Here is a 12207-nt window from a genome sequence, read left to right on the forward strand (position 1 = left end):
CCTCAATTTCTTGCAATCCTCGCTACGGACGCTTAAGTCCGACAGGCTGCTAGTAGGGGCTAATCTGAGTCTGGTTTAATTAGCAAGGGAGTCATTTATGTCAATGTCAGGTTCACAGCAAATTACAGTTGGAATGCGTGAGGCAAAAAGCAGGTTGTCAGAACTTGTCAGACTGGCAATTGAAGAGGATGCCGATATCATTATCACACAGAGAAATAAGCCTGTTATGAGATTGGTTCCTCACGAAGAGTAACCTGAAAGTAGAGGTTTTGGTGCTCTGAAGGGGCGGATTGAGATATCCGATGATTTTGATAATACACTCGATGATATAATCGATCAGTTTTATAGAAATTTTGATTAATAAGGTTTCTTCTTAAAAAATTATTCTTCAGATACAGATCCATACCTCAAATCTTTCATCCTCACCCCAACCTCAAGATCACAAGCCAGAGTCGCCAGTTTCAAGCTTAACAATGCCTGATCTTTCTGCTTTACTACTTTCCCTGCTGCCCCTTTAGACTCCTCTCCCAACAAAAAGATATTACTTATTTCCTGATGTTCCAACATCAGGGAGGTGGCTCCTTTATCTCCCACACCCTGAACTCCGGGCACATCTCCAACACCTGTAATGGCCCAGAACTGGGTTAGCCTGTCTGCTCCAAAGCCATAAAGTTTTTGGACGCTATCTCTCTGATAATCGAATTTCTGGAAATGATCACGCAGCTTTATCTGAGGAGCATTCAGCAGTTGCAGAAAAATACGGTCTGTTGAAAGTATGGTGGTTTCGACATTGGCTTTTGATGCCTTGGAGGCCACAGAAGCAATAACGTCATCTGCTTCCAGACCCGACTTTCTGAATGTTCTTACCCCCATGTTCAGGAAAGCCCGGTTGAAATCTCCCAGCCTTTTTCTTAATGGTTCGGGCATGGGCTTGCGGCCCTTTTTATAATCAGGGAAAAGATTATGTCTCCAGGTAGGAGGATTACCATCGAAAACCATCAGGCAGTGGGTTGGCGATGTTTCTTTTATGGCTCTTGTTAGTGAAGCGACGGTGGCTGAAATAGCTCCGTCTATCTGGCTGTCTTCATCAGGAGCCCTGACAGCAGCGTGTACTCTTCGGATAAGATTAAGAGCATCAATCAAAAGCAGGTGAGGGGGCATTCTGTTTTTCCTGAACAGCCATGGGTGAAAACGGTTAGGTATCTAACCATGTTAACCATTAATCATCGTATTCCCAGATTACCACATTCAGGGGTCGGGGATTTTCTTTTATCTTCTGAAAACTCAGTAGCCAGGGTGGTTATTTCTACTGTTAACTGCGGTTTTTTTTCGTTATCGTTGGCCTTGTCAGCCATCTGGGATAGGTCTGGCTGAAGGTTTTCCCACGCTGCATCGAAAAGTCTCAGCAAGACATATACCCGGAACCTTGGGATTTTAAGCTCATAAACAGCCCAGAGCGGTATATAGGATCAGAAATGAAAGATAACGACGTAAGTAATAATCAGGATCAGTGGGCGTTTGAAACTCAGGCTATCAGGACAGGTGTCATTCGCAGCGGTGAAAGAGAGCACAGTGAAGCTATTTACCTGACTTCCAGCTTTACTTACGACAGTGCTGAGCAGGCCCGGGCAGTGTTTGCCGGTGATGAGCAGGGCAATGTTTACTCACGCTATACCAACCCTTCGGTGAAAATGTTTGAAGACCGCATGGCAGCCCTTGAAGGGGGAGAGCTGGCCTGTGCCGCCTCCTCAGGCATGGCGGCTATCCTGGGCATGTGCATGGGATTGTTGAAAGCCGGCGATCATGTAATCTGCTCTCGCAGTGTTTTTGGAACAACGGTCACCATTTTTGCGAAATACCTGGGCAAATTTGGTGTAAAAACGACTTTTGTTGATTTCACGGATTACCAGCAATGGCGAGATGCGATGTGCCCTGAAACGCGCCTTCTTTTTCTGGAAACGCCTTCAAACCCTTTGGGTGAAGTAGTCGATCTGGAAATCATGGCCGCCATTGCTCATGAGAATGATGCTTTGCTGATGGTTGATAATTGCTTCTGTACACCGGCTCTTCAGCAGCCTTTGAAGCTTGGCGCAGATATTGTTGTCCACTCTACTACCAAGTTTATCGATGGTCAGGGACGCTGCATGGGGGGAGTGGCTGTCGGCAGCAAAGATCTGATCAGTGAGATGCATCTCTGGCAACGGGCGGCTGGCGCTTCAATGAGCCCTTTTAATGCCTGGAATTTCTACAAGTCTCTTGAAACACTGAACCTGAGGGTAGGTGCCCATTGTCGCAATGCAATGGCACTGGCACGTTGGCTGGACGAGCATCCTGCTGTCGAAAAGGTACACTACAGTGGCCTTGAGTCGCACCTTGGTCACACTCTGGCAAAGCGTCAACAGAAAGCCTTTGGCGGTGTTCTTGCGTTTGAAGTGAAAGGCGGCCGGGAACAGGCCTGGACAGTGATGAATGCCGTAACTTTTATTTCCAGAACGGCTAATCTCGGGGATACCCGCACTACGATCACTCATCCGGCCACCACGACACACTGTCGTCTCTCTGAGGAAGACAAAGCAAGGGCCGGTATTACTGAGAATTTGATCCGGGTTGCTGTGGGTCTTGAAAACCTCGAAGATCTGAAGGCGGATCTTGATAGGGGGTTAGCCCTGCTTTAAATCAGCCCCCCCCCCTGGAGCAGAAAAGGAATTCTGTCCTTTTGTGTCGATTGACCGATAAAAAAGCTTTGAACACAAAAAACATTGTTCTACTCTGCGATCAATGTTTTTACTATAAAAATCAAGGCCTTCAAAGAATAATAACGGTTCCCTATTAATGAGTGAAGTCAATCAATGTATTCATGCTCTGAATACGATTATCCGAGGCAAGGATCTGGAAATTCGGCTTGCGGTGTGTTGTCTTCTTGCCCGAGGTCATCTGCTCATCGAAGATCTGCCCGGAATGGGTAAAACAACGCTGGTTCATGCACTGGCTCGGGTCATGGGCTTAGGTTATCAACGCGTGCAGTTTACCAGTGATTTGTTACCCGCTGATATTACCGGGGTTACCGTTTTTGATAAAAATACCGCCAACTTTACCTTTCAGCCGGGACCGGTTTTTTCCCAGTTGTTGCTGGCGGATGAAATCAACAGGGCTTCACCCAGAACGCAAAGTGCCTTGCTTGAAGCCATGGAGGAGGGCCAGGTCTCGGTCGATGGTCAGCCACAATCCTTACCCGAACCTTTTTTCGTGGTGGCAACCCAGAATCCTGTGTATCAGGAAGGCACTTTTCTTTTGCCAGAATCCCAGCTCGACCGATTCTTGATGAGATTGGAGCTGGGCTATCCTGACCCCGAATCAGAGAAAGCCATTTTGAAAGGCGAAGCCGGCAGGGTGGAAATGGATGCGCTGCCTGCGATCTTCAATGCCGATCAATTGATCAAAGCTCAGAATGAATCAGCCCGGGGACATGTCGGGGAGATGTTGCTGGATTATGTAATGAGGCTTATTTCACGAACCAGAGAGGTGGGTTATTTCAATGTTGGGCTCTCGCCACGAGCAGGTCTGGCGTTGATAGCGGCTGCAAAAGCCTGGGCCTGGATGGAAGGTCGGGACTATGTTATTCCCGAAGATGTTCAGGCTGTGTTTGTCCCTGTTGCCGATCACCGGTTAAAGGCGAAAGAAAAGAGTCAATCGGTCAGGGAGTTGCTGACTGGCACTCACATCATGGGATGAAACGTATGCCAGCAGCCGCTATCAGACAGCGATATCACCAATGGCTGGATCGACGCATTCCACCAGCGCCAAGGGTGACTCTGGATCAACAGCGGATATTTATCCTGCCCACAATAGGGGGCTATATCTGGCTGTCTGTTGCTGTACTCATTTTTATACTGGCGGCCAATTATGCTAACAGTCTGGCCTTTGGCCTGTCCTTTTTTATGGTCAGTCTGTTTATGCTTTCCATTCTTCACACCTGGAAAAATCTTGCGGGGATGACTCTGGTTTCAAAGTCTGCTGATTCGGGTCATGCAGGAGACTTGATATCAGTTCATCTGCAGTTGCAGTCAGGGGGCCGGGGGCGACAATCTGTGCGATTAGGCTGGCCTGAAAATGAGCAGGTGACCTACTCATTCGAAACCAATCAGGACTTCACTCTGCAGGTAAAAGCAATATCCAGAGGCTGGTTTCGTCCGGGCAGGATGAAAGTAGAGAGTGTGTACCCTCTGGGGTTTTGCAGGGCATGGAGCTGGGTCCAGCTGGAAATGCACACCCTGATCTATCCCAGGGCTGATTTTTCCCACCCTGTTCCAAGTCTGCTGGGAGTAGGAGAGGAGACCGGTAGACAAACACGATCAGGGCAGGATGATTTTGCCGGTTTTCGCCGTTATAAAGAGACGGATCTTCCGGGTCATGTTGATTGGAAAGGCTATGCGAGAACCAGTGAGCTGAATACCAAGCTGTTTGAGGAACCTTTAGGTCATCAGGTTAAGCTCTGCCTGCAGCATAATCCCGGTGTAAGTCTGGAAGATAAACTCTCTGTTTTGGCTGGATGGTGTCTGGAATGTGAAGCCAGTAACAGACCATACAGTTTGTCCGTTCCCGGAACAGAGTTGGCTGCCAATATAGGGCACAAGCATTCAAAAGAGTGCCTTGAAACTCTGGCGTTATTTGCTTCTGGCTCTGATAGGGCTCCGGGTATTAAAAGGTCCGGAGGTGAACGTGCTGAGTGATGCTCAGGTGAGCAGGACCTCAACATTGTGGTTAATTGCCGCACTTCTTTCAGTCTTGTTCCCCATTTGGAAGCAAGTTCCGTTGCTTATTATTCTGACAGGTTGTCTTTCCGCAGGCTGGCGGATTGCCATTTTGCAGGGTAGAGGGCATTGGCCACCTTTTTTATTGCGCCTGGGGCTGATCCTGATTGCTCTTGTTTCGGTGGTGGTCAGTTTCAGGCCATTGATATCCCTGGAATCATCGGTCTCTATTCTGGCCGCAGGGTATGCACTCAAACTACTGGAAATGAGAAGCCAGCGGGATGCGCTCGTTGTCGTTTACATCGGCTATTTTCTGGTGGCAACAGCCGTTCTGTTTTCCCAGACGTTATTACAGACGCTATACCTTATGTTTTGTCTGGTCATGTTGATTGCGGCTCAGCAAGGTTTGTTCCGGGAAATGGATACGACACCTGTTGTATCGAGTATCAGGTTTGCAGGTCTTCTGGCTTTTCAGGCGGCTCCTTTAACCATTCTTCTGTTTATCCTGGTACCTCGTATGGGGCCGCTTTGGTCAGTCCCTCTTCCTGATAACAGTGGCAGAGTTGGTTTAACCGATGCCATGACTCCTGGCGATATAGCCAGACTCAGTCGTTCAGATGAATTGGTGTTTCGTGCCCGCTTTGCAGCTGATGTGCCACCTGCTCAGCAAAGATACTGGCGGGCTGTGGTGCTGGATCAGTTTGATGGCAAGACTTGGAAGCAGACGGACAAGCTGTTTTCTGTTGCCGCTATGTCGCAGAAAGATTGGGTCAGTAAGCAGCCTGTTACTGAAGGATGGTGGAAGAATCGTCTGGGAAGTTATCAATATGAAGTCATGATGGAGCCTACCGGAAAACCATGGATGTATTCCCTGGGAGCTGCCGGTACAGTGGCTGAAAAAAGTTTTTTCTACAGGACAATGAGGCTGGCATCGGAGCAACCGGTTGACAGTCGACTGCTGTACTCCCTGGATGGGATGTTGCCCCGGGCTCGATCTGTCTCTATGCCTGGCTGGCTTGTTGAGTTGAATACCCGGATTCCGGTAGTCGGAAATGATAGAAGTCGGCAATATGCGCTTAGACTGTTCAACCAGGCCGGTGAGGATCCCGTGAAAATGGCGGGTCGACTACTGTCGCTGTTTCGTCAGGATGACTTCTACTATACCCTTTCCCCACCTTTGTACGATCAAAGTTCCACGATTGATCAATTTCTGTTTGAAGGTCGGCGAGGTTTTTGTGCCCATTATGCGGGTGCATTTGTTTATTTGATGAGAGCAGCAGGTATTCCGGCCAGAGTCATCGGTGGTTATCAGGGCGGAGAGTTCAAGGAAGATGAAAACCTGATTCAGGTCCGACAGTTCGATGCTCATGCCTGGGCTGAAATCTGGGTGGCAGGGCAGGGATGGTTGAGGTTTGATCCTACCGCCGCAGTTTCACCCCAGAGAATAGCATCTGGCCTGGAAGCAGCTATTGGCCCTGCCGAAACTTTTTTGCCAGACAGTCCATTATCTCTCTATCGTTATCGTCAGTCAGGCATTATTAACAGAGTCAGGCTGGTCTTTGAGAAAGCAGAATATCAATGGCAGAGGTCGGTCGTGAACTTCAAGCAGGATCAACAGGAGGCGTTTCTGAGAAGCCTGTTGGGCGATAAAGATTTTTACTGGCGGCAGGCGACGGCTCTGGCGCTGGGGGTAAGCTTGATATTGGCCGTATTATCGCTGACTTTATTGTATCGTCGCCAGTCGCTATCTCCACTGCAGAAACTCTATGCCCGCTTCCTTAAAAAAATGGCCAAAAGAGGTTTTGTCCCGGGAGATGGCGAAGCAGAGTTGAGTTTTGCACGCCGTATCTCCAAATCAGATGATAAGCTCGCAGAGCCTGTAATGTCTTTTTGTGAGGCTTATATACAAGCAGCTTATGGGGAAAATTTTTCGGAAATGCACGAGCTGAAGCGGCTTCTGACTCGTTTTTAGTGTCAGGGAGAGTCTTGCACAGGAGGCTTCGGCATCTTCTGGCTCAAGTAATGGTTAATATATCCCTGGATTTTCTGACCTTCCTCTGTGCTGGGGCAAACCAGATAGACTTTGGGGGGTCTGGTTTCATAAGTGTGGCTGCTCATGTATCGGCTGACAGCAATACAAGCGACAGTCGCGGCTCTTTGAGGGGTAAGATTCAGTTCAGAGCTGAAGATGGGGATGGCGATGCTCGACAGGTTTTTCCTGTGAGCGGCTTCGATGGCCGATTGGTAGGCGCTGACCAATTCTGAATGAATACTCCCGGAATCAGCCTTAGGAAGTATGGCATGAACCATATGACTGAAGCCTCTGCACTGCAAAGCGGGGCTGGCTGTAATGGCGGCCAGCCCCGGTTTCATCTTTTTAATGGCTTCCCGAAACCCTTTTCTTGTCAGGCCGGGATCAATCTCGGAAAGCTGACTCAGTAAAGCTGTTTCGTTGGGTGATCCCATGGGGGTGTAGGGACAGGCAATGACTTCAATCGGTAGGTTGCGTAACTCATTCATCAGGCTGATATCCCCGGACATCAAAAAGACTTCTTTTCCCAACAATTGGTCGGAAGGTATTTTGACATCCGTTTGTACCTGGGTGATGGTCGATTGTTCTTTCGGGGGGGTGAGCAAAAGTTGAAGAGGTCTGACAAAATCCACCAATTCGTGGATCCCTTCAGTAGGGTGGTCCGGAGTAAGATCATCCAGGACAGCTGGCCAGTCACCGGCGATCACTCGATTCACAAGCCTGGAGCAGGCCTGCATATCTTCCAGCATTCCCTGTTTGTAGATTTTGGATTGCAGGCTCTTGGCCCGGGTTAGCAGTTTGTACTGAAGCTCCAAAAAGAGGTCAGTCTCTTCGGCCAGTGAACTGACATCAATACCAATACGGGCAAAGTCATTTCTGTAATGTTGGGCGGTTCTATTGATCTGAGGCTGTGGATTTTCATCCCGTTTGATGTTTCGAAGTTTTATTCCTGAATAAGGGTTGTCGCCTCTGGCCCTGGCTTCCTGAAGCAAGGCTGCAGGGTCTTCCAGTACCCGGGTTTTCCGGTTCCAGGTAAAGGCTGAGCGCAGTTTATGTTTTACCCAGCTTTTGAAAAGCTGCCAGTTGGATGCTGAACTGACCGAATCAGACGTTGGAATCATGCTTGAGCCAGAAAATCTACCGATAGTCTTAAGTATAATCAGTTCATCCCTGATAGGGATTCACAGGGCTGAAAGGTATCTGGCAAGGTTGGCTGACAGAGTTGGCCGGAAAAGTTGTCGACTTTCCAACGAATTTTTATGCTGGTTTGAAATACAGCGTCAATTCTCCCATCGATCACACTTCTGGCATTCAGAGTTAGAAAAAAAATCCCCGCACAATGGCGGGGATCTTGTGACGACAACCAGGTCACTGATCAGCTTGCTTTAGCGATAACCTCATCGGCCGCCTTCTGATAGGACTCTACCTGATCAAAGTTCAGGTAACGGTAGACTTCACTGGACATGGAATCCAGATTTTGTGCGTATTCCATGTACTCTTCAGCCGTAGGGATTTTGCCCAGAATCGCGCCCACAGAAGCCAGCTCGGCAGAGCAGAGGTATACGTTAGCGCCATCACCGAGACGGTTCGGGAAGTTACGGGTAGAAGTAGACAGCACAGTGGCGCCTGGTTCTACACGTGCCTGGTTACCCATACACAATGAGCAGCCCGGAATTTCGGTGCGAACACCGCTGTCCTGATAAATGCTATAGTAGCCTTCTTCTTCCAGCTGGGCCTTGTCCATCTTGGTAGGAGGAGACATCCAGAAGCGGGTTTGCAGAGGCTCCTTGTTCTGCTGCAGCAGTTTACCGGCCGCGCGGAAGTGACCGATGTTGGTCATGCAGGAGCCCAGGAAAACTTCGTCAATCTTGTCGCCTGCCACGTCAGACAGTGTACGGGCATCATCTGGATCGTTAGGAGCACACAGGATAGGCTCTTTGATTTCAGACAGGTCTATTTCAATCACTTCAGCGTATTCAGCGTCAGCATCCGCACGCATCATCGTCGGATTAGCCAGCCACTCTTCCATCTTGCGAGCACGGCGCTCCAGAGTACGAGGGTCACCATAACCTTCGCTGATCATCCAGCGCAGCATCGTCACATTTGATTTCAGGTATTCGGCGATGGACTCTTCAGAAAGCGTGATGGTACAACCGGCAGCAGAACGTTCAGCAGAAGCGTCAGACAATTCGAAAGCTTGTTCCGCTGTCAGGCTCTCGAGACCTTCGATTTCCAGAATGCGGCCAGAGAAGGCGTTCTTCTTGCCTTTCTTCTCAACCGTCAGCAGACCTTGCTTGATACCGTAAAGAGGAATGGCGTGAACCAGATCACGCAGGGTGATGCCGGGTTGCATTTCGCCCTTGAAGCGAACCAGAATGGACTCAGGCATATCCAGAGGCATAACACCGGTAGCCGCAGCAAAGGCTACCAGACCGGAACCAGCAGGAAAGGAAATACCCAGTGGGAAACGGGTGTGAGAGTCCCCTCCGGTACCGACCGTGTCAGGCAGCAGCATGCGGTTCAGCCAACTGTGGATTATACCGTCGCCCGGGCGCAGGGACACACCGCCACGGTTCATGATGAAGTCTGGCAGAGTGTGGTGAGTTTCAACATCAACAGGCTTTGGATAAGCTGCTGTGTGACAGAAAGACTGCATCACCAGATCGGAAGAGAAGCCCAGACAAGCCAGGTCTTTCAGTTCGTCGCGGGTCATTGGACCCGTAGTGTCCTGAGAACCTACGGTGGTCATTTTGGGCTCGCAGTAGGTGCCAGGGCGAATGCCTTCAACACCGCAGGCCTTGCCAACCATTTTCTGGGCCAGGGTAAAACCTTTGTCGGAGGCTTTGGGAGCAACAGGACGACGGAAAATATCAGAGTGTCCCAGACCCAGAGCTTCACGGGCACGGTCAGTCAAACCACGGCCTATGATCAGGTTAATGCGGCCGCCTGCTTGAACTTCGTCCAGGATGACGTCGGATTTGAAGTCGAATTCAGACAGCACTTCACCGGATTCAGACAGGATTTTGCCGTCGTATGGACGGATTTCAATCACATCCCCCATGCCCAGCTTATCAACGGGGGCTTCAAAAACCAGAGCGCCAGCATCTTCCATAGTGTTAAAGAAGATAGGTGCTACTTTACCGCCAATACAGATACCGCCGGCACGCTTGTTTGGCACACCCGGAATGTCATCACCAAAGAACCATAATACCGAGTTGGTAGCGGACTTACGCGAAGAGCCGGTACCCACTACATCGCCCACGAAGGCAACGGGCAGGCCTTTTGCCTTGATTTTGTCGATCTGCTGCAGAGGGCCGATCACGCCGTGCTCTTCAGGTTCCAAACCGTCGCGCGTCATTTTGTACATGGCACGGGCATGAACCGGAATATCGGGACGAGACCAGGCATCTGGTGCAGGAGAAAGGTCATCGGTGTTGGTTTCACCAGACACCTTGAAGACGGCAACCTTGATACTTTCCTGAACCGTCTGGCGCTGGGTGAACCACTCGGCATCTGCCCAGGACTTCAGAACAGCCTTGGCGTGTGCGTTTCCGGCCTTGCTTTTCTCTTCAATGTCGTGGAAAGCATCAAACACCAGCAGGGTGCTTTTCAGTTGTTCTGCAGCCAGCTCCGCCAGTTCGGTGCTGTCCAGCAGTTCTACCAGCGTCTCAATGTTGTAGCCACCGTGCATCAGGCCCAGCAGTTCAACCGCTTTATTTTTATCCAGTAGTGGGGATTCTGCTTCGCCTTTGGCAATGGCGGACAGGAAACCGGCTTTTACGTAAGCAGCTTCGTCTACGCCGGGCGGAATGCGGTTTTCCAGCAGGTCCAGCAGATACTCTTCTTCACCGACTGGCGGGGTTTTCAGCAAGGCTACCAGTCCGGTGACTTGCTCAGCGCTCAGTGGCTTTGGTGGGACACCCTCTGCTGCACGCTCTTCGACATGTTTTCTGTAGGCTTCTAGCACGGATCAACCCTCATCATCTGTGCGGCCTGTCCGGTCACTTTTCCCGTAATCTCTACAGCGGTGGGCCAGACAGTTGCTGATGTTCCTGTGAATGTAGGTCCTGCACAATATGGCTGGGCGGGTAGAGAAGAAAGCTCTGACGGATACCACTGCTCCTCCTCCAGAACAGGAGTTCACTTTAGATTACTTTCATGCCCATGGCGATGTGTGCAGGCATCGTATACCGGTGGGAATTATTCTTTACAGATTAGCAGTGAAAAGAACTGTAACCATTGCTTCTTCAGCCAACCGGGCGCGGGCAGTATATCGGATAGCGTTATTCAAGTTAAGTGAAGCCCGCAATCTTTGGTATAAATTTGGTGAATAATGGTTGGGCCGGTCGGTAAAGCCCTTGTTGTGCCGGTTTTTCTCGTACATTAGTGATTATTGCCGCAAGTATTGAGTTGAAAGTAATCTCATGGTGAACAATCTTGATTCATGAGAACAGGCGTCATGTGCTGACATCCCTGACAACCCTTAGTATTCTTTTTTTCCACGCTTCAAAAGTATCTAATATTGACTCAAGATCCTGGATGTAAATATCCAGGTTAGAAAGTTTGTTAATGTATTTGCCATCACCGATATAAATCATACTATGAAAAACTAAAGGTTTATCTCCAGTATCGGAAGGTTGGCTTGTTATTTGTACAATATCTCCAAAGATCAGATCCTTTTCTCCAGTAAATTCATTGACCTTTATGTTCGAAAGTGATTGGTAAAAAGAGTCATGAGTGTTATATCTCGTGGACTTTAAAATCGGAAGCCCAAAGTGTAAATAATAAGCAAAATCATGACATACCCCTTCTATCGGTGAATTATTTCTTGGATCTAAAACAGTACAAACATTAATAAAACCTTTTGTTATGACATCAGAAAGTCTCTTTGTTAATGGGAGATTTTTTTCTTCTTATCGACTGGTAAAATGATCTATAAAAACCTCATCAGTTTTTGAAATAGAGTCACAGCCTGAGGTTTTGTCTATCTGAAAGCTGCCACTGATTCAGGTGTCAGTTACTCACAACACAATATCCAACACAATTACCTTGTTCCATCGCCTCCAGAAGACCGGTGCCACTGTTTCATATCGTGCAGCTCGTTCTTTTCCGACTGCATCTGCCATTTGAGCAAATACAAAAATAGCTGTTCCAGACGACTCCGTAAGGTTCGGTATCGAGCCTTGCCTATGTCTTCAACTTCCTCGATCAGGTTGTCCCAGTTGAGTTACACGAAATGACCTTGCCTGATCAGCTCGGCTTGATGATAGGACCACGTGAAAAAATCAGTGTCATACAAGTTTTCCATAAAGACCTCCATTGCCCCTACCACTGTAGGCAATTAACAAAAGGGAATAAATGAATTACCAAAACACAGGTCGTAAGTAATGAGACCCGCTACACTGCGGCATTGCATTGCATTGC

10 protein-coding genes and 1 pseudogene are annotated in these 12207 nt (G+C 49.0%); 6 read left to right on the forward strand and 5 right to left on the reverse strand.

Translation table 11 applies throughout. The features are described from left to right. The first annotated feature begins 133 nt into the window (after positions 1 to 133). Positions 134 to 253 carry a type II toxin-antitoxin system Phd/YefM family antitoxin gene (locus KDK18_RS14715; protein ID WP_368736458.1) on the forward strand — a complete coding sequence of 40 codons (120 nt, stop codon included), beginning with the start codon at positions 134 to 136 and terminating at the stop codon, positions 251 to 253. Between the two features lie 128 nt (positions 254 to 381). Here KDK18_RS14715 and KDK18_RS07005 read toward each other — a convergent pair whose 3' ends face one another. Both KDK18_RS07005 and KDK18_RS07010 read right to left on the reverse strand, forming a co-directional pair. After that, positions 382 to 1161 (reverse strand): 5'-3' exonuclease H3TH domain-containing protein, encoded by a 780-nt coding sequence (locus KDK18_RS07005; RefSeq protein ID WP_257254163.1) that lies wholly within the window; start codon positions 1159 to 1161, stop codon positions 382 to 384. 62 nt (positions 1162 to 1223) lie between these two features. Beyond that, positions 1224 to 1409 carry a hypothetical protein gene (locus KDK18_RS07010; protein ID WP_257254164.1) on the reverse strand — a complete coding sequence of 62 codons (186 nt, stop codon included), beginning with the start codon at positions 1407 to 1409 and terminating at the stop codon, positions 1224 to 1226. A 66-nt stretch (positions 1410 to 1475) separates the two neighbouring features. On the opposite strand from KDK18_RS07010, the gene KDK18_RS07015 reads away from it, so the two are divergent. The 4 genes from KDK18_RS07015 to KDK18_RS07030 all read left to right on the forward strand — a co-directional run bounded on the left by KDK18_RS07015 (position 1476) and on the right by KDK18_RS07030 (position 6723). Next, complete coding sequence (locus KDK18_RS07015) at positions 1476 to 2675, forward strand: O-succinylhomoserine sulfhydrylase (RefSeq protein WP_257254165.1); 1200 nt, start codon at positions 1476 to 1478, stop codon at positions 2673 to 2675. A 157-nt stretch (positions 2676 to 2832) separates the two neighbouring features. Then, a complete protein-coding gene (locus tag KDK18_RS07020) occupies positions 2833 to 3732 on the forward strand; it encodes a MoxR family ATPase (RefSeq protein WP_257254166.1) in 900 nt (299 codons plus the stop codon). Positions 3733 to 3737: 5 nt separating this feature from the next. Next, on the forward strand, positions 3738 to 4730 hold the full coding sequence (locus tag KDK18_RS07025) for a DUF58 domain-containing protein (protein WP_257254167.1): 993 nt from the start codon (positions 3738 to 3740) through the stop codon (positions 4728 to 4730). After that, positions 4720 to 6723 carry a DUF3488 and transglutaminase-like domain-containing protein gene (locus tag KDK18_RS07030; RefSeq protein ID WP_257254168.1) on the forward strand — a complete coding sequence of 668 codons (2004 nt, stop codon included), beginning with the start codon at positions 4720 to 4722 and terminating at the stop codon, positions 6721 to 6723. Before KDK18_RS07025 ends, KDK18_RS07030 begins: the two co-directional genes overlap by 11 nt. 2 nt (positions 6724 to 6725) lie before the next feature. Here the strand turns inward: KDK18_RS07030 and KDK18_RS07035 are convergent, their stop codons facing one another. Together KDK18_RS07035 and acnB are read right to left on the reverse strand one after the other, a co-directional pair. Then, a complete protein-coding gene (locus KDK18_RS07035; RefSeq protein ID WP_257254169.1) occupies positions 6726 to 7904 on the reverse strand; it encodes a macro domain-containing protein in 1179 nt (392 codons plus the stop codon). Positions 7905 to 8158: 254 nt separating this feature from the next. Beyond that, positions 8159 to 10750 (reverse strand): bifunctional aconitate hydratase 2/2-methylisocitrate dehydratase, encoded by a 2592-nt coding sequence (gene acnB / locus KDK18_RS07040; RefSeq protein WP_257254170.1) that lies wholly within the window; start codon positions 10748 to 10750, stop codon positions 8159 to 8161. A gap of 109 nt (positions 10751 to 10859) precedes the next feature. Between acnB and KDK18_RS07045 the strand changes: the two genes are divergently transcribed. Further along, positions 10860 to 11117, forward strand: a complete 258-nt coding sequence (locus KDK18_RS07045; RefSeq protein ID WP_257254171.1) for a hypothetical protein — start codon at positions 10860 to 10862, stop codon at positions 11115 to 11117. Between the two features lie 710 nt (positions 11118 to 11827). On the opposite strand, the pseudogene KDK18_RS14720 reads toward KDK18_RS07045, so the two are convergent. Then, a pseudogene (locus tag KDK18_RS14720) lies at positions 11828 to 11998 on the reverse strand (DUF29 family protein); the annotation flags it as partial. Positions 11999 to 12207: the final 209 nt, after the last annotated feature.

Source organism: Endozoicomonas sp. SESOKO3 (assembly GCF_024606255.1).